Annotated in this window: 29 protein-coding genes; 18 read left to right on the forward strand and 11 right to left on the reverse strand. The window is 73.1% G+C overall.

Annotated elements, in window-relative coordinates; genetic code table 11:
• Window position 1 precedes the first annotated feature (1 nt).
• The 4 genes from Z164_RS0112515 to Z164_RS0112530 all read right to left on the reverse strand — a co-directional run bounded on the left by Z164_RS0112515 (window position 2) and on the right by Z164_RS0112530 (window position 3,504).
• Window positions 2-526, reverse strand: a complete 525-nt coding sequence (locus Z164_RS0112515) for a hypothetical protein (protein ID WP_024891029.1) — start codon at window positions 524-526, stop codon at window positions 2-4.
• Window positions 513-1,343 carry a 3-deoxy-8-phosphooctulonate synthase gene (gene kdsA, locus Z164_RS0112520; RefSeq protein WP_024891030.1) on the reverse strand — a complete coding sequence of 277 codons (831 nt, stop codon included), beginning with the start codon at window positions 1,341-1,343 and terminating at the stop codon, window positions 513-515. The genes Z164_RS0112515 and kdsA overlap by 14 nt, the downstream gene beginning before the upstream one ends.
• On the reverse strand, window positions 1,340-3,040 hold the full coding sequence (gene pyrG, locus Z164_RS0112525) for a CTP synthase (protein WP_024891031.1): 1,701 nt from the start codon (window positions 3,038-3,040) through the stop codon (window positions 1,340-1,342). The genes kdsA and pyrG overlap by 4 nt, the downstream gene beginning before the upstream one ends.
• 176 nt (window positions 3,041-3,216) lie before the next feature.
• A complete protein-coding gene (locus Z164_RS0112530) occupies window positions 3,217-3,504 on the reverse strand; it encodes a hypothetical protein (protein WP_024891032.1) in 288 nt (95 codons plus the stop codon).
• Between the two features lie 310 nt (window positions 3,505-3,814).
• Between Z164_RS0112530 and parE the strand changes: the two genes are divergently transcribed.
• Window positions 3,815-5,704 (forward strand): DNA topoisomerase IV subunit B, encoded by a 1,890-nt coding sequence (gene parE / locus Z164_RS0112535; protein ID WP_024891033.1) that lies wholly within the window; start codon window positions 3,815-3,817, stop codon window positions 5,702-5,704.
• 36 nt (window positions 5,705-5,740) lie between these two features.
• Here parE and mdtD read toward each other — a convergent pair whose 3' ends face one another.
• The gene (mdtD, locus tag Z164_RS0112540) at window positions 5,741-7,156 is read right to left on the reverse strand and encodes a multidrug transporter subunit MdtD (protein ID WP_024891034.1); all 1,416 of its coding nucleotides are present in this window, start codon (window positions 7,154-7,156) and stop codon (window positions 5,741-5,743) included.
• A 158-nt stretch (window positions 7,157-7,314) separates the two neighbouring features.
• Here mdtD and Z164_RS0112545 point away from each other — a divergent pair, with 158 nt between their 5' ends.
• From Z164_RS0112545 to Z164_RS0112565, 5 genes are read left to right on the forward strand one after another with little or no spacing between them, the layout of a single operon-like run.
• Window positions 7,315-7,677 (forward strand): roadblock/LC7 domain-containing protein, encoded by a 363-nt coding sequence (locus Z164_RS0112545; RefSeq protein WP_024891035.1) that lies wholly within the window; start codon window positions 7,315-7,317, stop codon window positions 7,675-7,677.
• A 10-nt stretch (window positions 7,678-7,687) separates the two neighbouring features.
• The gene (locus Z164_RS0112550) at window positions 7,688-8,197 is read left to right on the forward strand and encodes a PAS domain-containing protein (protein ID WP_024891036.1); all 510 of its coding nucleotides are present in this window, start codon (window positions 7,688-7,690) and stop codon (window positions 8,195-8,197) included.
• Entirely contained in the window at window positions 8,194-8,943 is a 750-nt protein-coding gene (locus tag Z164_RS0112555) for a PhnD/SsuA/transferrin family substrate-binding protein (protein ID WP_024891037.1), read from the forward strand. Before Z164_RS0112550 ends, Z164_RS0112555 begins: the two co-directional genes overlap by 4 nt.
• On the forward strand, window positions 8,940-9,593 hold the full coding sequence (locus Z164_RS0112560) for a hypothetical protein (protein ID WP_024891038.1): 654 nt from the start codon (window positions 8,940-8,942) through the stop codon (window positions 9,591-9,593). The genes Z164_RS0112555 and Z164_RS0112560 overlap by 4 nt, the downstream gene beginning before the upstream one ends.
• The gene (locus Z164_RS0112565; RefSeq protein WP_024891039.1) at window positions 9,590-10,219 is read left to right on the forward strand and encodes a hypothetical protein; all 630 of its coding nucleotides are present in this window, start codon (window positions 9,590-9,592) and stop codon (window positions 10,217-10,219) included. Before Z164_RS0112560 ends, Z164_RS0112565 begins: the two co-directional genes overlap by 4 nt.
• A gap of 16 nt (window positions 10,220-10,235) precedes the next feature.
• Here the strand turns inward: Z164_RS0112565 and purT are convergent, their stop codons facing one another.
• Entirely contained in the window at window positions 10,236-11,450 is a 1,215-nt protein-coding gene (gene purT, locus Z164_RS0112570; protein ID WP_024891040.1) for a formate-dependent phosphoribosylglycinamide formyltransferase, read from the reverse strand.
• A 135-nt stretch (window positions 11,451-11,585) separates the two neighbouring features.
• On the opposite strand from purT, the gene Z164_RS0112575 reads away from it, so the two are divergent.
• The 6 genes from Z164_RS0112575 to Z164_RS0112600 are packed head-to-tail and all read left to right on the forward strand — an operon-like array spanning window position 11,586 to window position 15,391.
• Entirely contained in the window at window positions 11,586-12,452 is an 867-nt protein-coding gene (locus Z164_RS0112575; RefSeq protein ID WP_024891041.1) for an SPFH domain-containing protein, read from the forward strand.
• Window positions 12,453-12,454: 2 nt separating this feature from the next.
• A complete protein-coding gene (locus Z164_RS0112580) occupies window positions 12,455-12,724 on the forward strand; it encodes a hypothetical protein (protein ID WP_024891042.1) in 270 nt (89 codons plus the stop codon).
• Window positions 12,721-12,909: a type II toxin-antitoxin system antitoxin gene (locus Z164_RS0112585; RefSeq protein WP_024891043.1), complete on the forward strand. Its 189-nt coding sequence runs from the start codon at window positions 12,721-12,723 to the stop codon at window positions 12,907-12,909. Before Z164_RS0112580 ends, Z164_RS0112585 begins: the two co-directional genes overlap by 4 nt.
• Window positions 12,910-12,964: 55 nt before the next feature.
• Window positions 12,965-13,144 carry a DUF4177 domain-containing protein gene (locus Z164_RS22815; protein ID WP_024891044.1) on the forward strand — a complete coding sequence of 60 codons (180 nt, stop codon included), beginning with the start codon at window positions 12,965-12,967 and terminating at the stop codon, window positions 13,142-13,144.
• Between the two features lies 1 nt (window position 13,145).
• Entirely contained in the window at window positions 13,146-14,549 is a 1,404-nt protein-coding gene (locus Z164_RS0112595; RefSeq protein ID WP_024891045.1) for an alpha/beta hydrolase, read from the forward strand.
• Window positions 14,550-14,581: 32 nt separating this feature from the next.
• Entirely contained in the window at window positions 14,582-15,391 is an 810-nt protein-coding gene (locus Z164_RS0112600; RefSeq protein ID WP_024891046.1) for a M15 family metallopeptidase, read from the forward strand.
• Between the two features lie 81 nt (window positions 15,392-15,472).
• Here Z164_RS0112600 and Z164_RS0112605 read toward each other — a convergent pair whose 3' ends face one another.
• From Z164_RS0112605 to Z164_RS0112625, 5 genes are all read right to left on the reverse strand, one after another.
• A complete protein-coding gene (locus tag Z164_RS0112605) occupies window positions 15,473-16,147 on the reverse strand; it encodes a DNA-3-methyladenine glycosylase family protein (protein WP_024891047.1) in 675 nt (224 codons plus the stop codon).
• 26 nt (window positions 16,148-16,173) lie between these two features.
• Window positions 16,174-16,542: a DUF423 domain-containing protein gene (locus Z164_RS0112610; RefSeq protein WP_043690018.1), complete on the reverse strand. Its 369-nt coding sequence runs from the start codon at window positions 16,540-16,542 to the stop codon at window positions 16,174-16,176.
• Window positions 16,543-16,622: 80 nt separating this feature from the next.
• Complete coding sequence (locus Z164_RS0112615) at window positions 16,623-17,738, reverse strand: polyketide cyclase (protein WP_024891049.1); 1,116 nt, start codon at window positions 17,736-17,738, stop codon at window positions 16,623-16,625.
• A gap of 148 nt (window positions 17,739-17,886) precedes the next feature.
• On the reverse strand, window positions 17,887-18,528 hold the full coding sequence (locus Z164_RS0112620; RefSeq protein WP_024891050.1) for a response regulator: 642 nt from the start codon (window positions 18,526-18,528) through the stop codon (window positions 17,887-17,889).
• Window positions 18,529-18,566: 38 nt separating this feature from the next.
• Entirely contained in the window at window positions 18,567-19,802 is a 1,236-nt protein-coding gene (locus Z164_RS0112625) for a sensor histidine kinase (protein WP_024891051.1), read from the reverse strand.
• A 152-nt stretch (window positions 19,803-19,954) separates the two neighbouring features.
• Between Z164_RS0112625 and Z164_RS0112630 the strand changes: the two genes are divergently transcribed.
• The 6 genes from Z164_RS0112630 to Z164_RS0112655 all read left to right on the forward strand — a co-directional run bounded on the left by Z164_RS0112630 (window position 19,955) and on the right by Z164_RS0112655 (window position 23,812).
• Complete coding sequence (locus Z164_RS0112630; protein ID WP_024891052.1) at window positions 19,955-20,554, forward strand: GNAT family N-acetyltransferase; 600 nt, start codon at window positions 19,955-19,957, stop codon at window positions 20,552-20,554.
• Window positions 20,555-20,556: 2 nt separating this feature from the next.
• Window positions 20,557-21,330 (forward strand): septum site-determining protein MinC, encoded by a 774-nt coding sequence (gene minC / locus Z164_RS0112635; protein ID WP_024891053.1) that lies wholly within the window; start codon window positions 20,557-20,559, stop codon window positions 21,328-21,330.
• A 150-nt stretch (window positions 21,331-21,480) separates the two neighbouring features.
• Entirely contained in the window at window positions 21,481-22,290 is an 810-nt protein-coding gene (minD, locus tag Z164_RS0112640; RefSeq protein WP_024891054.1) for a septum site-determining protein MinD, read from the forward strand.
• Window positions 22,291-22,292: 2 nt separating this feature from the next.
• A complete protein-coding gene (gene minE / locus Z164_RS0112645) occupies window positions 22,293-22,556 on the forward strand; it encodes a cell division topological specificity factor MinE (RefSeq protein WP_024891055.1) in 264 nt (87 codons plus the stop codon).
• A gap of 121 nt (window positions 22,557-22,677) precedes the next feature.
• Window positions 22,678-23,133 (forward strand): hypothetical protein, encoded by a 456-nt coding sequence (locus tag Z164_RS0112650; RefSeq protein WP_043690055.1) that lies wholly within the window; start codon window positions 22,678-22,680, stop codon window positions 23,131-23,133.
• Window positions 23,126-23,812: a YrbL family protein gene (locus tag Z164_RS0112655; RefSeq protein WP_024891057.1), complete on the forward strand. Its 687-nt coding sequence runs from the start codon at window positions 23,126-23,128 to the stop codon at window positions 23,810-23,812. Before Z164_RS0112650 ends, Z164_RS0112655 begins: the two co-directional genes overlap by 8 nt.
• The last annotated feature ends 5 nt before the right edge of the window (window positions 23,813-23,817 follow it).

The raw sequence follows: 23,817 nt of genomic DNA on the forward strand, positions 1-23,817 counted from the left end.
ATCAGCTCAGCGTCTTCTGGTAGTTGGACAGGAAGTCTTCGGACGGCACGCAGGCCCCGCCGGTGGCGCGGGCCTCGAAATGGTAGACGTAGGCGAGCGCGCGGGCCTGGTCGATCGGCCGCGACGGCGCCCAGGCCGAGACCGCCTGGAAGGATCGCATGATCGCCTGGGCGTCGTCGGGCGCGGCCTCGATCGCGGCGCGGCCGGGATCGCCGGGCGGCAGCAGGGCCAGCGCGCGCTCGCGCATTTCGCCAGCCAGGCCCAGCGCCTGCAGGGCCTGCACGCTCTGCGCGGGCGTGCGCGCGCCGCGGGTGCCCTCCACGCACAGGCGCAGGGTGTCGATGGCCTGGGCGAAGCGGTTCCATTCGTCCGCGCCGAGCGGCGCGATGTCCTCGGCGCTGGGCGCGCCGGCGGGCGCCGCCGGCACGGGCGCCTGCGCCGGCGCGGCGCCGGCCAGGCACGCCGCGATCAGGGCCGCGAGGGCGGCCGCGCGCGCGGGCGCGGGCTCCGGCTCAGGGGGTTTCAAGCCAGCCACCCTGCTTGGCGGCGCGGTCGAGCGCCTGCAGGGTCTCCAGCAGCGCGCGCATCTTCCCCAGCGGCCAGGCGTTGGGACCGTCGGACAGGGCCTTGGCCGGATCGGGATGGGTTTCCATGAACAGACCGGCCACGCCCACGGCGACCGCCGCACGCGCGAGCACCGGCACGAACTCGCGCTGGCCGCCGCTGGCGCCGCCCAGCCCGCCGGGCAGCTGCACCGAATGGGTGGCGTCGAACACCACCGGGCAGCCGGTGTCGCGCATCACCGCCAGGCTGCGCATGTCGGAGACCAGGTTGTTGTAGCCGAAGCTGGCGCCGCGCTCGCAGACCATGATCTGCGCATTGCCGGTGGACTTCGCCTTTTCCACCACCGGTTTCATGTCCCAGGGCGAAAGGAACTGGCCCTTCTTGATGTTGACCGGCTTGCCGGCCGAGCAGACCTTGAGGATGAAATCGGTCTGCCGCACCAGGAAGGCGGGCGTCTGCAGCACGTCCACGACGCTGGCGACCTCGTCCATCGGCGTGTACTCGTGGACGTCGGTCAGCACCGGCACCCCGATCTGCCGCTTGACCTCGGACAGCACGCGCAGGCCTTCCTCCATGCCGGGGCCGCGGAAGCTGCCCAGCGAGGTGCGGTTGGCCTTGTCGAAGCTGGACTTGAAAATGAAGGGGATGCCGAGCGCGCCGGCGATCTCCTTGAGCTGGCCGGCGACGTCGAGCTGCAACTGCTCGCTCTCGACCACGCAGGGCCCGGCGATCAGGAAGAACGGCCGGTCCAGGCCGACCTCGAATCCGCACAGGTTCATGCCTGCGCCTCCTTGAGCAGCTTGCCGCCGGCCTGGCCGTCGTTGGCCTTGCGCTCGCGCGCGGCGCGCACGAAGCCGACGAACAGCGGATGGCCCTGGCGCGGCGTGGACAGGAATTCCGGATGCGCCTGGCAGGCGATGAACCAGGGGTGGTCGGGCAGCTCGATCATCTCCACCAGCAGGTCGTCCATCGACTTGGCGGAGATCACCAGGCCGGCCTCCTCGAGCTGCGGCCGGTAGCGGTTGTTGAACTCGTAGCGATGGCGGTGGCGCTCGCCGACCACGTCGCGGCCGTACAGCGCATGGGCGCGGGTGCCGGGCTTGATCCGCGCCTCCTGCAGCCCGAGGCGCATGGTGCCGCCGAGGTCGTCGTCCTCGCTGCGGCGCTCGACCTCGCCGCTGCGGGTGCGCCACTCGGTGATCAGGCCGATCACCGGGTGCGGGGTCTGGCGGTCGTTCTCGGTGCTGTTGGCGCCTTCCAGCCCGGCGAGGTGGCGCGCCACGTCCACCACCGCGGCCTGCATGCCGTAGCAGATGCCGAAGTACGGGACGCCGCGCTCGCGCGCGTAGCGGGAGGCCAGCACCTTGCCCTCGAACCCGCGGTCGCCGAAGCCGCCGGGCACCAGCACGCCGTGGACGCCGTCCAGCGCCCGCTCGGCGCCGTGGCGTTCCAGATCCTGCGATTCGACCCACTTGAGGTTCACCCGGGTGCGCTGGCGGATGCCGCCGTGCTTGAGCGCCTCGCCGACGGACTTGTAGGCGTCCTTGTGATCGACGTACTTGCCGACCACGGCGATCGTGACCTCGTCGATGGGATGCTCGGCGGCATCGACCACGTCCACCCATTCCGACAGGTCGGCGCGCTCGGCCGCGCGGTCGCCCAGCTGCAGCCGCTCCACCGCCAGCTGGTCCAGCCCCTGCGCGTGCAGCCACATCGGGATCTTGTGGATGTCGTCCAGATCGACCACCGAGATCACCGCCTTCTCGGAGACGTTGGTGAACAGCGCGATCTTGCGGCGCTCGCTGTCGGGCAGCGGCTGCTCGCTGCGGCACAGCAGCACGTCGGGCTGGATGCCGATCGAGCGCAGCTCCTTGACCGAGTGCTGGGTCGGCTTGGTCTTCAGCTCGCCGGCGGCGGCGATGTAGGGCACCAGGGTGAGGTGCACGAACATCGCCTTGTCCGGGCCGCGGTCGGCGCGGATCTGGCGGATCGCCTCCAGGAACGGCAGCGACTCGATGTCGCCGACGGTGCCGCCGATCTCGACCAGCGCCACGTCGTAGCCCTGGGTGGCCTCGTCGATCGCGCGCTTGATCGCGTCGGTGATGTGCGGGATCACCTGCACGGTCGCGCCCAGGTAGTCGCCGCGGCGCTCCTTGCGGATCACGCTCTCGTAGATCTTGCCGGTGGTGATCGAGTTCTTGCCCGACAGCCGCACGTTGACGAAGCGCTCGTAGTGGCCGAGGTCGAGATCGGTCTCGGCGCCGTCGTCGGTGACGTAGACCTCGCCGTGCTGGAACGGGCTCATCGTGCCCGGATCGACGTTGATGTAGGGATCGAGCTTCATCATCGTCACCCGCAGGCCGCGGGCCTCGAGGACGGCGGCGAGGGACGCCGCGGCGATGCCCTTCCCGAGGGAAGAGACCACGCCACCGGTGACGAAGACGAGCGGGGTGACGGAGCGGAGGGGGGAAGTCATGGGCGCAGCGGTCGCTGGAAAGCCCCATTCTACAGGCAAGCGACCGGCCGGTCTCGCCGGCGAGCGCCTGCGACGCGCTGCGCGCGCCGCAACGAGAACGGGCGCCGCGGAAAGCGGCGCCCGTGGGCTGCGGCATCCGGCCGGACCGCCGCGCGGGCGGCCCGGACCGGAGCGGATCAGGCCGGGTCTTCTTCTTCCGGCTCGACCGGCGGCTGCGCCTGCTCGGTCCGCCACTCGGCCGCCTCGGCCTGCTGCTGCGCCTGCTGGGCCTGCTGTTCGGAGGAGAAGGCGTGCTGCTCGGCCTGCCGGGCCTCGGCATCGGCGGCGTTCGCGGCCTCCGCGGCGGCCGCGGCCGCGCGCTCGGCGTCGCGCAGGGCGTCCTGGTCCACTTCCTGGGCGAAGGCGGTGGGCGCGGCGAACGCGGCGCCGACCAGGGCCGCGAACAGGATGTCGTGCTTCTTCATGAGGTCTCGTCTCCCGAGCTTTGGTGTGGTGTGTGGCGCCTGCCGGCCGAGGCCGGAGCGCCGCCTGCGCCGCCGGGCGGCGACGCGGCCACCTGAGCACAGCGCGGCCGGCCCGAAACTGAACAACGGACCCTTAACCCCGTGCTCTCGCCGCGCTTACGAAACGGTCACGAAAAGGCCCGAAAACCCCGGGTTTTCCCCAGCTGATCCGGAAGCGTTTTCCGTGCTGCCCCCCGGGACCGCTGCGCGAACGCGACCGCGCCGCCTTTCCATTACCATGCGCTGCCCCGCCCTTCCCCGCCGCCCCCGCATGAGCAGCCGCTACAACGCCGTCGACATCGAAGTCCTCTCCGGGCTGGACCCGGTCAAGCGCCGGCCCGGCATGTACACCGACACCACGCGCCCGAACCACCTGGCGCAGGAAGTGATCGACAACGCGGTGGACGAGGCGCTGGCCGGCCATGCGCGCACGATCGACGTGGTGCTGTACAAGGACGGCAGCTGCGAGGTCTCCGACGACGGCCGCGGCATGCCCGTGGACATCCACCCGGAAGAGAGGATCCCCGGTGTCGAGCTGATCCTGACGCGCCTGCACGCCGGCGGGAAGTTCAGCAACAAGAACTACACCTTCTCCGGCGGCCTGCACGGCGTGGGCGTGAGCGTGGTCAACGCGCTGTCGACGCTGGTGGAGGTGCACATCAAGCGCGAGGGCAGCGAGCACCGCATCACCTTCCGCGACGGCGAGCGCGCCTCCCCGCTGGAGGTGGTGGGCACGGTCGGCCGCCGGAACACCGGCACCCGCGTGCGCTTCTGGCCCGATCCGAAGTACTTCGACACGCCGAAGTTCAACCTGCGCGCGCTGCGCCACCTGCTGCGCGCCAAGGCGGTGCTGTGCCCGGGCCTGACCGTGACCCTGTACGACGAGGCCAGCGGCGAACGCGAGCGCTGGTACTACGAGGACGGCCTGCGCGACTACCTGCGCGGCGCGCTGGCGGGCCTGGAGGCGCTGCCGCCGGAGCTGTTCGTGGGCCGCCTGGCGCGCGAGACCGAGGCCGTGGACTGGGCGGTGGGCTGGATCGCGGAGGGCGAGCTGGTGCAGGAGAGCTACGTCAACCTGATCCCCACCGCGCAGCACGGCACCCACGTCAACGGCCTGCGCACCGGCTTCACCGATGCGCTGCGGGAATTCTGCGACTTCCGCAACCTGCTGCCGCGCGGCGTCAAGCTGGCGCCGGAGGACGTCTGGGACCGGGTGAGCTTCGTGCTGTCGCTGAAGATGAGCGATCCGCAGTTCTCCGGGCAGACCAAGGAGCGGCTGTCCTCGCGCCAGGCCGCGGGCTTCGTGGAAGGCGCCGCGCACGATGCGTTCTCGCTGTGGCTCAACCAGCACGTGGAACTGGGCGAGAAGATCGCGCAGCTGGCGATCGAGCGCGCCAGCGCGCGGCTGAAGACCGAGAAGCAGATCGTCCGCAAGAAGGTCACCCAGGGCCCCGCCCTGCCCGGCAAGCTGGCCGACTGCATCAGCCAGGACCTGTCGCGCACCGAGCTGTTTCTGGTCGAGGGCGACTCGGCCGGCGGCAGCGCCAAGCAGGCGCGCGACAAGGATTTCCAGGCGATCCTGCCGCTGCGGGGCAAGATCCTCAACACCTGGGAAGTGGCCTCGGGCAGCGTGCTGGCCTCGGAGGAGGTGCACAACCTCGCCATCGCCATCGGCTGCGATCCCGGCAAGGACGACATCTCCGGGCTGCGCTACGGCAAGATCGTGATCCTGGCCGACGCCGACTCCGACGGCCTGCACATCGCCACCCTGCTCTCGGCGCTGTTCCTGCGCCACTTCCCGGCGCTGGTCGCGGCCGGCCACGTGTTCGTGGCGATGCCGCCGCTGTTCCGCGTGGACGTGGGCAAGCAGGTGTTCTACGCGCTGGACGAGGAGGAGAAGGCCGCGCTGCTGGAGAAGATCGCCCGCGAGAAGATCAAGGGCCAGGTCAGCGTGACCCGATTCAAGGGCCTGGGCGAGATGAACCCCTCGCAGTTGCGCGAATCGGCCATCCACCCCGACACCCGCCGCCTGGTGCAGCTCACCGTGGACGACGACCTCGCCACCCGCGGGCTGATGGACATGCTGCTGGCGAAGAAGCGCGCGGGGGATCGCAGAACCTGGCTGGAGACCAAGGGCGACCTGGCGACGCTGGAGGTCTGAGCGCCGACCGCCATCGCGCCCGACGGGCGGCGCGGGTCAGCCCTGGTCGGCCGGCTTGACCACGTTGTCCGGGATGCGGCGGGTCCGGCCGAGCTGGGCGAAGATCGCGGCCGAGGACAGGGTCAGCGCGCCGATGCACACGAAGGTCCAGCGGAACGCCGACAGCACCGGCGCGCCCGCGCCGCCGCCGTCCTCGCCGAAGGCCGCGAGCAGGCCGCCGGCGGTGGCCACGCCCAGGCTCATCGACAGCATCATCACCATCGACAGCAGGCTGTTGCCGGCGCTGGCGTGCTCGCCGTCCAGGTCGCGCAGGGTCAGGGTGTTCATGGCGGTGAACTGCAGCGAGTTGACCGCGCCGAAGCAGGCGAACTGGATCACGTGCAGCCACAGCGGCTGCCCCGGGCCGATCAGCGCGAAGCTGGCCATCGCCAGGCCGGTCAGCACGGTGTTGACCACCAGCACGCGGCGGTAGCCGTAGCGGCGCACCAGCGGCACCACGATGCGCTTGGAGAACATGCCGGCCACCGCGACCGGGATCATCATCATGCCGGCCTGCGCCGGCGGGATGCCCAGCGCCACCTGCAGCAGCAGCGGGATCAGGTAGGGCATGCCGCCGCTGCCCAGGCGGGCGAACAGGTTGCCGAGCACGCCGATGCCGAAGGTGCGCACACGAAACAGCGACGGCGGGAAGATCGGCGCCGGCGCGCGCGCGGCGTGCAGCCAGTAGGCGACCAGCGCGGCCAGCCCGAACACCAGCAGCACCAGGACCGCCGCCTTGCGGGCCACGTGGTCGGACAGCGCGTCCACCGACAGCGACACCGCCACCATGCCGAACGCGAGCAGGCCGTAGCCCGCCAGATCGAAGCGCGACACCGGCACCCGCAGGTCCGGCATCCAGCGCATCGCCGCGACCGCGCCGAGCAGGCCCAGCGGCAGGTTGATGAGGAAGATCCAGTGCCAGGAGGCGGCCTCGACCAGCCAGCCGCCGAGCGACGGCCCGATCAGCGGCCCGATCAGCCCCGGCACGGTGACGAAGGTCATCGCGGCCAGGAAGTCCTGGCGCGGCACCGAACGCAGCACCGCCAGCCGCCCGACCGGCAGCAGCATCGCGCCGCCCACTCCCTGCAGCACCCGCGAGGCCGCCAGCGCCTGCAGGCTCTGCGACAGCGCGCAGGCCAGCGAGCCGGCGGTGAACAGCACCACCGCGGCGAAGAACACCCGGCGGGTGCCGAAGCGGTCGGCCAGCCAGCCCGAGGCCGGAATCAGCATGGCCACCGTCAGCGCATAGGCGACCACCACCGCCTGCATCCGCAGCGGCGACTGGTCGAGGCTGCGGGCCATCGCCGGCAACGCGGTATTGACGATGGTGGTGTCCAGCATCTGCATGAACACCGCCACGGCCACCAGCCACAGCATCGGGCGGTGGGCGCGAAGGGCGTCGGACGGGGACATGCCGCGCAGTGTGCCGGCGACGGCGTGGTCGCGTCGAGACGATCCGCCCGCCGGCGGCCCCGGACCGCCGTCCGACGCGCGCACGCGCATTGATCGAGATCATTTCGGGCGCCCGGGCCCGCCCCTAGGATCGCCGCATCCTCCTTGCGGGCCAGGCGATGCGTACCGAAGCGTTCCAGCAGGCGCTGGAAGACCTCAACGGCTCCACCGCGGACATCGAGGCGTCCGCGCTGATCTCGGTCGACGGGCTGATGATGGCCTCGGCGATGCCGCAGACCATGGACGAGGACCGGGTCGGCGCGATGTCGGCGGCGATGCTGTCGCTGGGCGAGCGGATCGCGCGCGAGCTGGCCCGCGGCACCCTGGAGCGGGTGCTGATCCAGGGCGAGCAGGGCTGCGTGATCATGACCTCCGCCGGCAGCGAGGCGGTGCTGACCGTGCTCGCCCGGCCCAACGCCAAGCTCGGCCTGATCTTCCTCGACATCAAGCGCGCCGCCCGCGCGCTCGCGCAGCACGTCTGAGGCCGCCGCCATGCTGCTCGACGACATGCCCGAGCCCGCCGCCCCGTTCCGGTCCGTGCGCATGACCTACTACGACGGCAACAGCCGCATCGTGCGCTGGACCGAGCGCGAGGTGCCCTACCCGGACGGCCGCCTGATCGTCTCGCGCACCGACCTCGACGGCTACATCACCCACGCCAACGACGCCTTCGTCGAGCTGAGCGGCTACGGCCGCGAGGAGCTGATCGGCGCGCCGCACTACATCCTGCGCCACCCCGAGATGCCGCGCGCGGCCTTCGCCGACCTGTGGAAGACGGTGATGGCCGGGCGCAAGTGGAACGGCTACGTCAAGAACCTGCGCAAGGACGGCCACTGCTACTGGGTCTACGCCACCGCGATCCCGAACGTGCGCGGCGGCGAGGTGGTCGGCTATACCTCGGTGCGGCGCAAACCTTCCCGGCGCCGGATCGAGGAACTGCTGCCGGTGTACGCGCAGTGGCTCGCCGAGGAAGGGCGGCCGGCCGCGGGGGCGCCGGCATGAGCCTGAACTTCCTGGTCGCGCCGGATTTCTCGCCGCAGCAGTTCTCCGGCTGGCACCTGCTCAACACCCTGCTGCAGCGGCGCAGCGGGCAGCGCATCCACCTGCTGCTGCCCGCCGACGCCGCCGAGCAGGCGCGGTACATGGACGAGGGACGCATCGACCTGATCTACGCCAGCCCGTTCGACGCCGCGACGCTGGTCCGCGAGGCCGGCTACGTGCCGCTGGCGCGGCCGGCGCACCGCGCCGACGAGATGGTGATCGCCGCCTCCGCCCAGTCCAGCCTGGAACGGGTCGAAGACCTGCGCCCCGGCTGCGCGATCGCGCTGACCGAGCAGCGCGACGTGCGCCTGATCGGCCTGCGCCTGATCGAGCCGGCCGACCTCGGCGAGCGCGACGTGCACTGGCAACGGGTCGACAGCGTCCAGGCCGCGGCGCGGCTGCTGCTGCAGGGGCGCGTGGACGCGGCGTTCTTTTCCGCCGACGCCTTCCATGCGCTCGCCCGCCCCACCCGCGCCGGCCTGCGGGTACTGGTGGAAAGCGCGCTGCGCGACATCGCCCACATGCTGCTCGCCCATCCGCGCGCCGAGGAGCAGGCGCGCGCGCTGATGCCGGCGCTGCTCGGCCTGGGCAAGGACCTCGCCAGCCGCGACGTGCTCGACGCGGTCGGCCTGCCCGGCGGCTTCGAAGCGGTCTCGCGCGAGGATGCCGAGTTCATGGTCGACCTGATGGACACCCTGCTCGAATGAGCGCGGCGGCCGACCTGGAGGCCCGGCGCAGCTACCGCGACTGCGCGCGGCGGCTGCGCGAGCGCCCGGAGGCGGCGGCCACGCACCTGGCCCGGCTCGACGCCGCACTGGCGATGGACGGCGCCGAACCGGTGCAGGGCGCGCTCGCCGACCTGTTCGCCGGCCTGCCCGCGGCCGCCACCGGCGTGCGCCAGGCCGCGCTGCGGCTGGCCGCGCCGCGGCTCGGCCCGCACGTGGCCGACGCCTTCGAGCGCCACGCCCACGGCCACCCGCTGCCGCGGGTGCATCCGCTGGCCACGCGCTGGTCGGTGCTGGTGCAGCCCTCGGCCGAGGTGCCGGCGCGGGTGCGCCGCGGCAGCCCCGACGCCTCGCGCCGGCTCGCCGACGACGTGGTCGCCGCGCTGTGCGACGGCGCCCCGGTCGAGGCCAACCGCGTCGAGCGGGCCTTTCTCGACCACTGCGTCTCCTGCCAGGACAAGCTGGCCTTCATGCTCGCCGCGCGCGAGCTGCGCCGGCGCGAGGTCTGGCTGGGCGCGGACTGGCGCCGCGCCGAGGCCTGGCTGCAGCAATGCCTGCCCGACGGCGCGCGCGCGCCCGACGCCGGCGCGCAGGCCGCACGGATCCCTTCCTTCGACGAGACGAGCCCATGAACGGTGCCGCCGGCGGTCCCTGGCTGATGCTCACGCCGTCCGGCGTGCTGCATGCGTTCTCGCGCCGCGAGCCGGACCCGGAGCGGCGCGCGCTGCAGGCGCTGCTGGCCGCGCCGCAGGCGCAAGACGCCGCAAGCTGGCGCGCGCGCTGCGACGGCGTGGAGGCCGAAGCCCTGCTGGAGGCGGCCGCGCGCCGGCACTGGGTGCAGGTCCTGCACCGGCCGCAGCCGGGGCCGGAGGTGCGGCTGGACGATTTCGCCCAGCACGTCATCGCGCCGCTGTCGGGCGAGCGCCGCGCGGTGCTGGCCTCGGAGAGCGGCTTCAGCCTGGGCCACGCCGGCGTATCGCAGGAAGAAGCCGACGCCCTGAGCGCCGCCGCCGCCGATTTCTCCGACTACGCCGCGCGGCAGGCGCGGCGCGGCTGGGACGGCGCCGGCCGCTGCGTGTCGTTCTTCAGCGACCCGCAGCTGCTGCTGCCGGACTGGTCGTTCGTGCCGTTCTGGGTCGAGGGCGCCGGCTACTGGCTGGCGATCGGCGGCGAGCCGCTGCTCAACAACCTGGCGATGGTGGAACTGGCCTGGAGCATCCGCCTGGCCGGCAACCGCTTCGCCGCGCCGATCGTCTGACGCCGCGCGCGGCGCGTCACTCCAGCGCGACGTCCAGCGCCACCGCGGCCTCGCGCGCGGTCGCCCGCGCCGCCTCGACGTCCTGCGCGCGCGCCAGCGTCACGCCCACGCGGCGCTGGCCTTCCACGCGCGGCTTGCCGAACAGCCGCAGCGCCGTGCCCGGGGCGCGCAGCGCGGCCTCGACGTTGGCGAACGCCGGCACGCCGTGCCCCTGCGCCAGCAGCGCGCAGGAGGCCGCGGGCCCCAGCAGCGGGACCGTGCCGTCGGCATCGGCGGGCACCGGCAGGCCGAGGATCGCGCGCGCGTGCAGCGCGAACTCGCTCAGCTCCTGCGAGGCCAGGGTCACCAGGCCGGTGTCGTGCGGGCGCGGCGACACTTCCGAGAACCACACCTCGTCGCCCTTGACGAACAGCTCCACGCCGAACACGCCCCAGCCGCCCAGGTCGTCGGTGATGGCGCGCGCGATCTCTTGCGAACGCGCCAGGGCCAGCGGCGACATCGGCTGCGGCTGCCAGCTCTCGCGGTAGTCGCCGTCGCGCTGCAGGTGGCCGATCGGCGCGCAGAACGCGGTACCGCCGGCGTGGCGCACGGTGAGCAGGGTGATCTCGTAGTCGAAATCGACGAAGCCTTCCACGATGACGCGACCGGCGCCGGCGCGACCGCCGGTCTGCGCGTGATCCCAGGCACCGTCGACCTGCGCCGCCTCGCGCACCAGCGACTGCCCCTTGCCGGAAGACGACATCACCGGCTTGACCACGCAGGGCAGCCCGATCTCCGCCACCGCGGCGCGGTAGTCCTCCAGCGAGTCCACGAAGCGGTACGGCGAGGTCGGCAGGCCCAGGGTCTCGGCGGCCAGCCGGCGGATGCCCTCGCGGTCCATGGTCAGGCGCGCCGCGCGCGCGGTGGGGATCACCCGCGTCGCGGTGCCGGCCTCGGCGAACTCGCGCTCCAGCGCGACCAGGGTCGGCGTGTGGATGGCCTCGATCTCCGGGACGATCAGGTGCGGGCGCTCGTGCGCCACCAGCGCGCGGATCGCGGCGCCGTCGAGCATGTCCAGCACGTGGCTACGGTGGGCGACCTGCATCGCCGGCGCGTCGGCATAGCGGTCGGCGGCGATCACCTCGGCCCCGAACCGCTGCAGCTCGATCGCCACCTCCTTGCCGAGCTCGCCCGAGCCGAGCAGCAGGACGCGGGTGGCGGACGGGGACAGCGGCGTGCCGAGGCGGACCATCGGGAATTCCTTGCGCGAAAGGGACGGCCATTGTAGGCGCCCGGCCCGGCCGCGCCCGCCCGCCGCTTGACACATTGATATCATTCCGATATCAATCTCTCGACGACCCGATCGCCGGGTCCGCGGAGACCCCCCATGAAGGAAAACCCCGTCCGCTCGCTGCCGGGCATCCCGGTGACGCTGGTCCTGATCGCAGTGCTGCTGGCGGCCGGCTACGGCGTCGCCACCGTCCTGACCGCCGGGGCCTCCCCCGGGCGTCTGCTGGTCGCCGTCCCGGTCGCGGCGCTGGCGGCGTTCTGCCTGGCCGGGCTGTACATGGTCGAGCCGAACCAGTCGGCGGTGCTGAGCCTGTTCGGCCGCTACGTCGGCACCGTCCACGACAACGGCCTGCGCTGGAACAACCCCTTCTACAGCAAGCGCAAGGTGTCCTTGCGCGTGCGCAACTTCGAAAGCGGGCGGCTGAAGGTCAACGAGCTCGACGGCAGCCCGATCGAGATCGCGGCGGTGATCGTGTGGAAGGTGGTCGATTCGGCGGAAGCGGTGTTCAACGTCGACGACTACGAGAGCTTCGTGCACATCCAGTCCGAGGCGGCGCTGCGCGCGATGGCCACCAGCTATCCCTACGACCAGCACGAGGAGGGCCAGGTCTCGCTGCGCAGCCACCCGACGGAGATCTCCGATCGCCTCAAGGAGCATCTCGACGAGCGCCTGACCTCGGCCGGCGTGGACGTGCTGGACGCGCGCATCAGCCACCTCGCCTACGCGCCGGAGATCGCCCAGGCGATGCTGCAGCGGCAGCAGGCCAACGCGGTGGTGGCCGCGCGCGCGCGGATCGTCGCCGGCGCCTGCGGCATGGTCGAGATGGCGCTGTCGGAGCTGCAGAAGAGCGGCGTGGTCGAGCTCGACGAGGAGCGCAAGGCGGCCATGGTCAGCAACCTGCTGGTGGTGCTGTGCGGCGATCGCGGCACGCAGCCGGTGGTCAACGCCGGAACGCTGTACTGATCGTGCGCGAGGGCCTGCTTCCCGCCGTGGTGATCGCCGCCAGCAGCCTGCCGGCGTTCGTCCTCGCCCACGGATTCGCCCGCGAACGGCGGCGGTTGGCGACGCTGCTGCGCCTGGCGGGGCTGGCGATGCTGGCCGGCGGCGCCGGGCTGGCCTGGGCCGACGGCGACCGCGCGCGCACGCTCGCCGTCGCCCTGGGCATGGCGCTGGCGGTGAACGGCCTCGGGTTGCTGGTGCTCGTGGACGCGCTGCGCCGGCGCCGGCGGCCATGAGCGCGAAGAAGAGCTACCCGCTGCGGATCGGCGCCGAGGTGCTGGAGGCGATGCAGCGCTGGGCCGACGACGACCTGCGCAGCGTCAACGCGCAGATCGAGTATGTCCTGCGCGAAGCGCTGCGCCAGGCCGGCCGGCTGCCGCGCGAAGGGCGCGCCCGCGCGGGCGACGGGCGCGCCTCGTGAGCCCGCGATCGCACGCCGCCCCCCCCTTTTCTCTTTCCATGTCGGAGGATCCGTCGTGAGCGAACGCTTTCAGCACAAGGTGGTGGAGGTACCGGCCAGCCTGTTCGGCGGCAAGCTGACCCGGCGGCTGCAGGAGGCGCTGGACAAGCTCGGCGCCCAGGGCTGGGAGCTGGTCGCGGTGACCCAGAACAGCAGCCTGGATGCGGTGCGGCTGTTCCTGAAGAAGGGCTTGTGAGGTGAACCGGCGCGTGCTGTGCGCGGCCATCGCCGCCCTGGCGATCGCGCTGGCCGTCGCCTGCGCACGCGAGCGGCCGGCCGATGGGCCCGCGGCGGCGGCGCATGCCGGGACCGCCGAGCAGCACGACCAGGCAATCGCGATCGCCGTGCGCGCGCTCGACCGCCTCGATGCCGGCGACTTCGACGCCGTCGTCGCGGACCTGGCCCCGGACGCCGCCGCGGCGATCGACGCCGCGGCGCTGGAAGCGGCCTGGACCGCGCTGCCGCAGCAACTCGGCGAGGCCACGGGCCGCGAGGCGCCGGCGCTGGCGCGCCGCGACGAGTACCGCGTGGTGACGGTGCCCTTGCGCTACGCGCGCGGCACGGTGGATGCCGTGTTCGCGCTCGACGCGCAGGACCGCATCGCCGGCCTGCGCCTGGTCCCGCGCCCGGCCGCCCCGGCGCCCGCCGCGCTGCCGCCCGGTGCGAGCGAGCGCGCGTTGAGCGTCGGCGCCTTCGCCCTGCCCGGCACGCTGACGCTGCCGGCGCCCGCCCCTGCCGATACGCCCGCGGGTGCCGGCCCGGTGCCGGCGGTGGTCCTGGTGCACGGCTCGGGCCCGCAGGATCGCGACCAGACCATCGGTCCCAACGCGCCGTTGCGCGACATCGCCTACGGGCTGGCCGCGCGCGGCGTGGCGGTGCTGCGCTACGACAAGCGCAGCCTGGCGCATCCGCAGGCCTTCCAGGGCGAGGACTGGACCGTGGACGACGAGACCACCGACGATGCGGTCGCCGCGGTCGCCGTGCTGCGGGCCCAGCCCGGCATCGACCCGGCGCGGGTGTTCGTGTTCGGCCACAGCCTGGGCGGCCTGCTCGGCCCGCGCATCGCGCAGCGCGCCGACGCCGCCGGCGCGATCCTGTTCGCGGCGCCGTCTCGGCGCCTGCTCGACGTGCTGCTGGAGCAGGTGCAGCGCGCACCGACGCTGGGCGGGCTGCCGCCGCGCGCGCCCCCGGACGGGATCGAAACGCTGCGCAAGGGCATTGCCCGGCTGCGCGCCGGCGAGGCGACCGCCGCGGGCGAGCGCGTGCTGGGCCTGCCGGACGCCTACTGGCGCAGCGTCGATGGGATCGACCCCGCGGCGCAGGCGCGCGCGCTCGGCCTCCCGCTGCTGGTGCTGCACGGCGGCCGCGACATCCAGGTCGCGGACGCGGACTGGCAGGGCTGGCGGTCCGCGCTGGGCGATACGCCGGGCGTCATGCTGAAACGCTATCCGGCGCTGAGCCACCTCGGCATCGCCGGGGTCGGCCCCGGCTCGCTGGCGGACTACCAGACGCCGGGCCGCGTCGATGCCGGCCTGCTCGACGACGTGGCCGCCTGGATCCATGCGAGCCCGCCGCGGCCGCCGGCCGCGGGACGTCGCTAGACTGGCGCCGTCTCCCGCATCCTCCGCCGCGCATGCGCTGCCCGCCCCGCCTGCTGATCAACACGCCCGACGTCGAGCTGTGGCCCGCCGACCTGCTGCGCGCGCGCGGCAACCGCGATGCGCGCGCGCTGGCGCAGGCGCGCTGGCTGCTGCGCCGCAAGCGCGACGGCCGCTACCTGGCGGCGGCGCAGGACCGCGGCCTGGTGCCGCTGCTGCCGCGCTGGACCGCCGGCATCGACGCCGAGGCCGCGCTCGACGCGCTCGACCGCGCGCCGCGCACCGGCGGCCAGGGCCTCGCGCCGGCCGCGCCGCTGCCGCTGCACCGGATCGAGGCGCGACTGCAGGCGCTGGGCCTGCGGGCCGAGGACTATGCGCAGCGCACCGGCCTGGCGCTGGTGCCGGAGCCTGCCTGGCTCGCCTTCGCCGGGCACGACCGCTACCGCCGCCCGCTGTGGCTCCAGGCCGACACCGCGCGCGCCTGGCACCGGCTGCGGGCCGCCGCGCGCGCCGACGGCATCGCGCTCGATGCGATCTCCGGCTACCGCAGCCACGATTACCAACTGGGCATCTTCGAGCGCAAGCGCGCGCGCGGGCTGTCGGTGGAGGCGATCCTGGCGGTCAACGCCGCGCCGGGCTTCAGCGAGCACCACAGCGGGCGGGCGCTGGACATCGGCGCGCCCGGCGAACCGCCCGCCGAGGCGAGCTTCGAGCGCACCGCCGCCTTCGCCTGGCTGCGCGAGCGCGCCGCCGGCCACGGCTTCGTCATGAGCTACCCGGCGGACAACCCGCACGGCATCGTCTACGAGCCCTGGCACTGGCGCCACGACGGCGCGGCCGCGTAGCGACGCCGCCGCGCCCGCCGGCCCGGTGCCGGCAGCCCGGACCGGGCCGCATCCTCCGACGGACCCTGCCGCGCGGCGGCGCTACTCCTGCGAGCGCGGGGTCGGCGCCTTCGCCTGCGCGGCGAAGTCCGCCACCCGCCACAGGTAGAAGCCCGCGTAGGTGCGGTACGGTCCCCAGCGCTCGCCGCGCTCGGCCAGCTCGCGCGGCGTCGGCAGCGTCTCCAGGCGGTCGACCCGCTGCGCGCCCTTGCGCACGCCCAGATCGTCCACCGGCAGCAGGTCGGGCCGGCCGAGGCGGAACATCAGCATCATCTCCACCGTCCAGCGGCCGATGCCGCGGATCGGCACCAGGGCGGCGACGATCGCCTCGTGGTCCATCGTGGCCATCCGCCGCAGGCTCGGGATCTCGCCGCGAATCTCGCGCGCGGCGAGGTCGCGCAGGGCCAGGACCTTGTTGCCGGAAACGCCGCAGGCGCGCAGCGCGGCGTCGTCCACGCGGCCCAGGGTGTCGGCGTGCAGGCGGCGGCTGCCGATCGCGGCCTCCACGCGGCCGACGATGGTCGCGGCGGCCTTGCCCGACAGCTGCTGGAACAGGATCGAGCGCGCCAGCGCATCGACCGGATCGAAACTGCGCTTCCACTGCGGGTTCGGCGGGATCGGGCCGATGCGGCGCATCCACGCCGCCAGGCGGCGGTCGCGCCGCGACAGCCAGTCGTAGGCGGCCTGGGTATCGAATCCGCGCGGGTGTCTGGGCATGGCGTCGGGCCTCGGAAGGGCGGGCCTCAGCGGCGCAGGAAATCCAGCGCCAGCAGCAGCCAGCCCAGCATCATCAGCCCGCCGCCGAACGGCGCGGCCCGGGTCGGCCAGCCGGCCAGCGCGGCGCCGGCCAAGCTGCCGGCGAACACCAGCATGCCGAGCAGCAGCGCCAGCAGCGCGGCCTGCGCCAGCGCACGGCGGCGCTGGGCGCCGAGGGCGGCCAGCGCCAGGCCGTGGCCGAAGGCGAACAGCGCGGCCAGCTGCAGCCGCGCCTGCACCTCGCCGGTGGCGCCGTGCGCGGCGTAGGCCGACAGCGCCACCCCCAGGCCCGCGCACAGCGCGCCGATCGCGGCCAGCGGCGCGCGCGCCGGGCGTCGTGACGATTCGAGGATCATGCGGGAACGCTCCTTCAAAACGCACACGCCGCGCTGTGGGCGCGGCGTGTGCGGGTTCGCGGGTGCGGGACGGGACCCCGTTACTGCTTGAGGGTCCAGAACACCTCGTACTCGCCGTCGGCGGTGAACGCCGCGTCGATGCCGTTCTCGTAGTTCTCGAACGGGCGCCCGACCACCTCGTGGCCCTGGGTCACCGCCCAGGCGCGCAGGGCGTTGCGGACGTTGTCGAGCTCGGCCATGAAGCCGGTGTACTCGGCCTTCGCCACGCGCACCGGCTCGCTGCGCACGTACTCCACCGGGCCCAGCAGCTCCAGGCCGGTCAGCTCGCCGGCATCGGCCACCGCGGACGGCGCGGGCGCCTCGCCCTCGGCGGCCTCGCCGCCGCCGGCCGGCCGCACCGGCAGCGCGATGTCGAAGGTGTAGGTCTCGCGCCCCAGTTCCGAGGTGATGATGCGCATCGGACCGGCCGCTTCCAGCTTGTTGGCGGCGAGGGTGCGGTTGATCCACTCCATGTTGTCCTTCATGGAGGTCATGATCGCGTCGTTGCTGCGCTCGATCGCGCCGGCCTTGACCACCAGCAGGTTCTCCGCGGGCAGCTCCTCCACGGTCAGGCCGGTGAGCTTGCTGCCCTCGACCGCGTAGTCGACGTTGGGCACCGAGGCCAGCATGTTGGTCAGCCGCTTCAGGCCGAGCTCCATGCTGTCGCCGACGTTGCGGGCCACGTACAGGCCGGCGTAGCGGCCGAGCAGGTTCCAGCCGTAGTCGACGTGGTAGGTCTGGGTGATCTCGATGTTGCGGCCGCTGCGGCCGGTCGGGCGCAGCACGAACTCGGTGCGCTTGTTGGTGCCGCGCTGGTCGTTCTCGATCGCGTAGACGACCCGGGTGCGCGGCTCGGACTCGACGATCTCCCACTTGCCCGAGCCGATCGCGTTGACCTGCGACTCGTACTCCATCGTCGCGCCGACGCCGGACTCCGGGCCCGACAGGCGGATCTGGATGCGCGGGTCCTGGACCGCCATGGGATGCCAGTCGTCCAGACGGCGGAAACTGTTGAGCGTATCGAACACGATCGTCTGGCGGCGATTGGTCTCGACTTTCTCCTCCAGCGTCCGGCTGGACGGAAGGATCACGCCGATCACCAGGAACAGCACGGCGACGATCGCAACGGAAATCAGGAGCTCGAGCAGACGGGTCATTCAGGGTTCTCCAGGACCGGAACCGGCAGTGCCGGGGCGCAGACCCTGAATCGTAGCAAGATGCGACCCGGCCGGCGACAGCCGCGAACGCGCCATCGCACCGGCGGCGGCGCCCGGGCCGGCCCCCCGGCCCCGTCCGCGCCCCCGCTCAGACCAGCTTGAGCTCGAAGGCCTTGAGCACGGCGCGGGTACGGTCGCGCACGCCGAGCTTGGAGAGGATGTTGGACACGTGGTTCTTGATCGTGCCCTCGGCCACGCCCAGCGAGTTGGCGATCTCCTTGTTGGAGAAGCCGCCGGCCATCAGCCGCAGGATCTCGGTCTCGCGGTCGGTCAGCGGGTCGGGCCGGTCCAGGCTGACGAACTCGTTGCGCATGTGCTCCAGCCCCGACAGCAGCCGCTGGGTCATCGCCGGCTGCACCAGCGAGCCGCCGCCGGCCACGGTGCGGATCGCGCCGACCAGCTGCTCCAGGGAGACGTCCTTGAGCAGGTAGCCCTTGGCGCCGGCCTTCAGCCCGGCCAGCACCAGCTGGTCGTCGTCGAAGGTGGTCAGGATGATGGTCGGCGGCAGCTGGCCCTGCCGCGACAGCGTCTGCAGGGCCTCCAGGCCGGACATCGCCGGCATGCGCATGTCCATCAGCACCACGTCCGGCGCGACCTGGGGGATCAGCTCCACCGCCTGCCGGCCGTCGCCGGCCTCGGCGATCACCTCGATGCCGCCGTCGAGCGCCAGCAGGGAGCGGATGCCCTGGCGCACCAGGGTTTGGTCGTCGACCAGACAGACGCGGATCATGCCTTCTTCTCCCGGGTATCGTGGCGCCGGCGGCGCATTCATCGCGGCACCGGCGCGCGCGCGGGCACCCGCGCGCCGCGCGCGGCGCGGGCCACCCGCTCGGCCGGCGCCGACAGCGGCAGGTGCAGGCGCAACCGGAAACCGCGGCCGGGCGCGGTCTCGATCTGCACCGTGCCGCCATAGGCCTCCAGCCGCTCGCGCATGCCGCGCAGGCCGTTGCCGATGGTGGCGATCTCGGCGCCGCGGCCGTCGTCGCGGGCGTCGAGGCGGACCCCGTCGGCGTCCAGACTGTAGCGCAGCCACAGGTGTTCCGCCTGGGCGTGGCGCACGGCGTTGGTGACGATCTCCTGCGTGCAGCGCAGCAGCACGTGGGCGCGCTCGGCATCGTCGAGCAGGAACGGCTCGGGCATCTCCATCGCGATCCTCAGCGCCGGCACGTTCTCCGCCAGCGGCCGCAGGGTGGCGCCCAGGTCGATGGCGTCGTCCTCGCGCAGCCGGCTGACGGCCTCGCGCACGTCGCTGAGCAGCAGCTTGGCCAGGGTGTGGGCCTGGTGCACGTGCTCCTGCGCCACCCCCTCGGTCAGGTGGTTGGCGACCTCCAGGTTCAGGCTGAGCGCGGTCAGGTGGTGGCCCAGCAGGTCGTGCAGCTCGCGCGAGATGCGGGTGCGCTCGTTGACGCGCACGCTCTCGGCCAGCAGCGCGCGGGTGGCGCGCAGTTCCGAATTGAGCCGGCGCTGCTCGTCCCGGGCCTGCGCCTGCTGGCGCGCCACCAGCCCGGTCACGAAGGCGAACCCGGTGAAGCCCACGTACAGGCTGGCCTGCAGCACCGCCTCCAGCCACGAGAAGTCCAGGCCGCGCAGGTAGACCGGCACGATGACGAACTCGCACACCACCAGCAGGGCGATGCCCAGGCCCACCGGCATCAGCCAGGGCAGGACGCAGGCCACCACCATCAGCAGGATGCTGCCCAGCCCGCTCTGGCTGTAGTAGCTGATCGCGATCGCGCCGCCGGCCAGCAGCACGACCAGCATGTGGTCCAGCGCGCCGATCCGGCGCTCGCCCAGGCCGCGGGTGAGCCAGGCGTAGCACAGCCCGAACACGCCCCAGGCCAGCCACGTCCTGAGCACGCCGTCGAACAGCGCGCCCTGCGCGCTCTCCGGCGCCGCCAGGTGCGCCTGGTCCAGGGTGAGCGCCAGCAGCGGCAGGCCGATCACGCCCCAGGTGAACAGGCCGGCGTAGCGCAGCAGGCGGTTGTGGTTGAGGCCGCGGATCATCGCCGCCGATGGTAGGCCGATTCCCCCTGCCGCGTGCCGGCCGGAAGTCATGCGCACCGGGCCGGGCCTGCGCGCCGCGCCGGCCATGCGATAATCCCGGCGCTGCCCGCCGCGCATGCGCGGGCGGGTTTTCGCTTTCGAGGAAGTCCGTAATGTCGATCGTCATCCGCGACGTGCGCGAGCACGAGCTGGATTCCATCCTCGCCCTGAACAACGCCGCGGGCCCGTCCATCCTGGCGCTCGACGCGGCCCGCCTGCGCCGCTTCCACGATACCGCCGAGTACTTCCGCGTCGCCGAGCGCGACGGCAACCTGGCCGGCTTCCTGGTCGGCTTCGGCTCCGGCAGCGGCCACGACAGCAGCAACTTCCGCTGGTTCGCCGAGCGCCACGAGGCGTTCTTCTACATCGACCGCATCGTGGTCGCCAGCCGCCGCCGCGGCGGCGGCGTGGGCCGCGCCTTCTACGCCGACGTGCAGAGCTACGCCGAGGTGCGCTACCCGGCGCTGGTCAGCGAGGTCTTCATCGAGCACGACAGCGATCCGGCGCGGCTGTTCCACGGCGCCTTCGGTTTCCTGGAAGTCGGCCAGCACGTGATGCCCGAGACCGGCGTGCGCGCCTCGATGCTGCTCAAGCCGCTGTGCAGCTACGAATGGGTGCGCGAGCGCTACCGGGGCGAGCTGCCCGACGTGCCCTGGCTGCACCGGCCGCGCGCCCAGGCCGCCGCCGCCCGCCTGTCCGCGGGAGGCGTCTGACCATGGCCGCGACCCACCTCGATTTCGAGCCCGCCGGCGAGCTGAAGTTCGGCCAGGTCGGCATCGCCAACCTGCGCGTGCGCCGGCTCGACCCGGACCGCCTGGCCGCGGAGATGCGCGACCGCGTCGCCCGCGCGCCGAACCTGTTCGCCCGCGCCGCGGTGGTCATCGACTTCGGCGGCCTGCCCGCCACCCCGGAGCCCGCGCAGGCGCAGGCGCTGATCGCCGCCCTGCGCGAGGCCGGCGTGCTGCCGGTGGCGCTGGCCTGGGGCAGCGCGGACAACGCCCGCCTGGCCGAGGCGCTGGGGCTGCCGCTGCTGTCGAAGTTCCGCGCCCAGTACGAGCGCGGCGACGGCGGCGCGGAAACGCCGCCGCCGGCCGCCGCCGCGCCCGAACCCGCGCCCGAGCCGGCCCCCGCCCCGCCGCCCGCGCCGCCGGCCGCCGCGGAGCCCGGCCTGATGCAGTCGGTGCCGGTGCGCTCGGGCCAGCAGATCTACGCCGAGCACCGCGACCTGACCGTGCTCGGCGCGGTCGGCGCCGGCGCCGAGGTGATCGCCGACGGCTCGATCCACATCTACGGCCCGCTGCGCGGCCGCGCCCTGGCCGGCGCCCGCGGCAACGCCCGGGCGCGCATCTTCTGCCGCGGCTTCCAGGCCGAGCTGGTCGCCGTGGCCGGCCACTACAAGGTCCTCGAGGAAATTCCCAAGGCCCTGCACGGCAAGGCGGTGCAGGTCTGGCTGGAAGGCGAGGAACTGCGCATCGCCGCGCTCGACTAGGACCGCCCCTGAACGGCCGCGCCCGCGGTTTTCCGCGCGCGTGGCAGCGATTACGCTAATGCCGTAACGTCCCCCCACCCGCGGGAAGCGCGCCGCTCGCCCGTCCGAACTCGCAGCCGCCCCGCGCGCTGCATCTCCAGGAGAACAACATTGGCCGAAATCATCGTAGTCACCTCGGGCAAGGGCGGTGTCGGCAAGACCACCACCAGCGCCAGCCTCGCCAGCGGTCTCGCCCGGCGCGGCAAGAAGGTCGCGGTGATCGACTTCGACGTGGGCCTGCGCAACCTCGACCTGATCATGGGCTGCGAGCGCCGCGTGGTGTACGACTTCGTCAACGTCGTCAACGGCGAGGCGACGCTGAAGCAGGCGCTGATCAAGGACAAGCGCTTCGACAGCCTGCACGTGCTGGCCGCCTCGCAGACGCGCGACAAGGACGCGCTGACCAAGGAAGGCGTGGAGCGCGTGCTGAAGGAACTGGCCGACGAGGGCTTCGAGTACATCGTCTGCGATTCGCCCGCCGGCATCGAGAAGGGCGCGTTCCTGGCCATGTATTTCGCCGACACGGCGGTGGTGGTGGTCAATCCCGAGGTGTCCTCGGTGCGCGACTCCGACCGCATCATCGGCCTGCTGCAGTCCAAGACCCGCCGCGCCGAGACCGGCGAGCGGGTCGGCGAGTTCCTCCTGCTGACCCGCTACAGCCCCGCGCGCGTGGAAACCGGCGAGATGCTCTCCATCGGCGACGTCGAGGAGGTCCTGGGGCTCAAGACCATCGGCGTGATTCCCGAATCGCCCGACGTGCTCAACGCCTCCAACAAGGGCGAGCCGGTGATCCTGGACATGGAATCCAGCGCCGGCCAGGCCTACGACGACGCGGTCGCCCGGCTGCTCGGGGAGGAGCGCCCGATGCGCTTCACCCAGGCCGAGAAGAAGGGCTTCTTCAGCAAGTTGTTCGGGGGTTGACGATGGGGCTGCTCGATTTCCTGAAGACCAAGAAGAACACCGCCCATATCGCCAAGGAGCGCCTGCGCATCATCGTCGCGCAGGAGCGCAGCGGCCGCGGCGCGCCCGACTACCTGCCGCTGCTGCAACGCGAGCTGCTGGAGGTGATCCGCAAGTACGTCAGCATCGACGCCGACGCGGTCAAGGTCGATCTGGCCAAGGACGGCGACCACGATGTGCTCGACATCTCCGTGGCGCTGCCCGACGAGCGCCCCACGTCCCCCTGACGCGCTGCGCGAGGCGCTTGGCGGCGTCCGCGCCGCACTTCCCATGACGCACGACACCGCCGCCCCGCAGGCCGTCCCCGGTGCGCAGCCGCCTTCCGCGGCGACGCCCGGCGAGGACGCGATGCTGCGGCTGGGGCAGCTGCCGTTCGCGGCCGCCGCCGGCCTGCTGGCCCGCTACGGCCTGACCCTGCATGCCGTGCCCGACGGCGCGCCGATCCCGGGAAGCTACTGGGGCGAGCCCGAGGCCGGGGTGATCGGCCACGAGGTCTACGCGCGCGCCGACACGCCCGTGCACTCGCTGCTGCACGAGGCCTGCCACCTGATCGTGCTGCCGCCCGAGCGGCGCGCCGCGGTGCATACCGACGCCACCGACTCGGTCGAGGAGGAGGACGCCACCTGCTACCTGCAGATCCTGCTCGCCGACGCCCTGCCCGGCGTGGGCCGCGATCGCCTGATGGCCGACATGGACGCCTGGGGCTACAGCTTCCGCCTGGGCTCGGCGCGCGCGTGGTTCGAGCGCGACGCGGCCGAGGCGCGCGCCTGGCTGGCCGCGCGCGGCCTGCTGCCCGATGGCTGAGCCCGACGCCGGCAGCGCGCACTGGCGCGGCCTGCGCGTGGTCGCCCGCGGCGCCAACCGGGTCTGCGTGATCGATCCCGAGCTGCCCGGCCACTGCCTGAAGTACCCGCTGCCGCCCGACCCGGCCGCGCGCAGGTCCCTGCGCCACCGGCTGCGCGCGCTGCTGGCGCGGCTGGCGCCCTGGCGCGGCGGCAACCGGCTGGAACTGCGCGCCTGGCGCCGCCTGCACGCGCGCCTGGGCGACGCCCTGCACGCGCGCGTGGCCCGCTGCGTCGGCCTGGTCGACACCCCGCACGGGCCCGCCCTGCGCTGCGAACTGGTGACCGGCGCCGACCAAGCGCCCGCGCCGAGCGTCTACGCCTGCCTGTTCGGCGCCGCGCGCGGCCGCTACGGCGCCGAGGCGCTGTGCGCGGCGGTCTCGCGCTTCGAGGCCTGGCTGCACGAAGCGGCGGTGCCGCTGTTCGACCTCAACAGCGGCAACCTGGTGGCGGTGGAGCGCGCCGGCCGCGTGGAACTGGTCTGCATCGACGTGAAATCGGTGCTCGAGAACAAGGAAATCGTGCCGTTCTCGCGCTGGTCGCGGCGCCTGGCGCGGCGCAAGATCGCGCGCCGCGCCGAGCGCCTGCGCCGCCGCATCCGCGAGCACGCGCCACTTGCGGGCGCGCAGGCGGGACACTAGCCTGC

The organism is Luteimonas huabeiensis HB2 (assembly GCF_000559025.1).
In the GTDB taxonomy this organism is placed as follows: Bacteria; Pseudomonadota; Gammaproteobacteria; order Xanthomonadales; family Xanthomonadaceae; genus Luteimonas; species Luteimonas huabeiensis.

Coding starts and splice junctions, on each gene's coding strand:
- Z164_RS0112530 (WP_024891032.1), bottom strand. CDS start 3,504: ATGAAGAAGCACGACATCCTGTTCGCGGCCCTGGTCGGCGCCGCGTTC.
- minC (WP_024891053.1), top strand. CDS start 20,557: ATGGCCGCGACCCACCTCGATTTCGAGCCCGCCGGCGAGCTGAAGTTC.
- mdtD (WP_024891034.1), bottom strand. CDS start 7,156: ATGTCCCCGTCCGACGCCCTTCGCGCCCACCGCCCGATGCTGTGGCTG.
- kdsA (WP_024891030.1), bottom strand. CDS start 1,343: ATGAACCTGTGCGGATTCGAGGTCGGCCTGGACCGGCCGTTCTTCCTG.
- Z164_RS0112605 (WP_024891047.1), bottom strand. CDS start 16,147: ATGCCCAGACACCCGCGCGGATTCGATACCCAGGCCGCCTACGACTGG.
- Z164_RS0112630 (WP_024891052.1), top strand. CDS start 19,955: ATGTCGATCGTCATCCGCGACGTGCGCGAGCACGAGCTGGATTCCATC.
- minE (WP_024891055.1), top strand. CDS start 22,293: ATGGGGCTGCTCGATTTCCTGAAGACCAAGAAGAACACCGCCCATATC.
- Z164_RS0112550 (WP_024891036.1), top strand. CDS start 7,688: ATGCTGCTCGACGACATGCCCGAGCCCGCCGCCCCGTTCCGGTCCGTG.
- Z164_RS0112545 (WP_024891035.1), top strand. CDS start 7,315: ATGCGTACCGAAGCGTTCCAGCAGGCGCTGGAAGACCTCAACGGCTCC.
- Z164_RS0112560 (WP_024891038.1), top strand. CDS start 8,940: ATGAGCGCGGCGGCCGACCTGGAGGCCCGGCGCAGCTACCGCGACTGC.
- Z164_RS0112620 (WP_024891050.1), bottom strand. CDS start 18,528: ATGATCCGCGTCTGTCTGGTCGACGACCAAACCCTGGTGCGCCAGGGC.
- Z164_RS0112655 (WP_024891057.1), top strand. CDS start 23,126: ATGGCTGAGCCCGACGCCGGCAGCGCGCACTGGCGCGGCCTGCGCGTG.
- Z164_RS0112585 (WP_024891043.1), top strand. CDS start 12,721: ATGAGCGCGAAGAAGAGCTACCCGCTGCGGATCGGCGCCGAGGTGCTG.
- parE (WP_024891033.1), top strand. CDS start 3,815: ATGAGCAGCCGCTACAACGCCGTCGACATCGAAGTCCTCTCCGGGCTG.
- Z164_RS0112625 (WP_024891051.1), bottom strand. CDS start 19,802: ATGATCCGCGGCCTCAACCACAACCGCCTGCTGCGCTACGCCGGCCTG.
- Z164_RS0112615 (WP_024891049.1), bottom strand. CDS start 17,738: ATGACCCGTCTGCTCGAGCTCCTGATTTCCGTTGCGATCGTCGCCGTG.
- purT (WP_024891040.1), bottom strand. CDS start 11,450: ATGGTCCGCCTCGGCACGCCGCTGTCCCCGTCCGCCACCCGCGTCCTG.
- Z164_RS0112555 (WP_024891037.1), top strand. CDS start 8,194: ATGAGCCTGAACTTCCTGGTCGCGCCGGATTTCTCGCCGCAGCAGTTC.
- Z164_RS0112610 (WP_043690018.1), bottom strand. CDS start 16,542: ATGATCCTCGAATCGTCACGACGCCCGGCGCGCGCGCCGCTGGCCGCG.
- Z164_RS0112565 (WP_024891039.1), top strand. CDS start 9,590: ATGAACGGTGCCGCCGGCGGTCCCTGGCTGATGCTCACGCCGTCCGGC.
- pyrG (WP_024891031.1), bottom strand. CDS start 3,040: ATGACTTCCCCCCTCCGCTCCGTCACCCCGCTCGTCTTCGTCACCGGT.
- Z164_RS0112600 (WP_024891046.1), top strand. CDS start 14,582: ATGCGCTGCCCGCCCCGCCTGCTGATCAACACGCCCGACGTCGAGCTG.
- Z164_RS0112575 (WP_024891041.1), top strand. CDS start 11,586: ATGAAGGAAAACCCCGTCCGCTCGCTGCCGGGCATCCCGGTGACGCTG.
- Z164_RS0112650 (WP_043690055.1), top strand. CDS start 22,678: ATGCTGCGGCTGGGGCAGCTGCCGTTCGCGGCCGCCGCCGGCCTGCTG.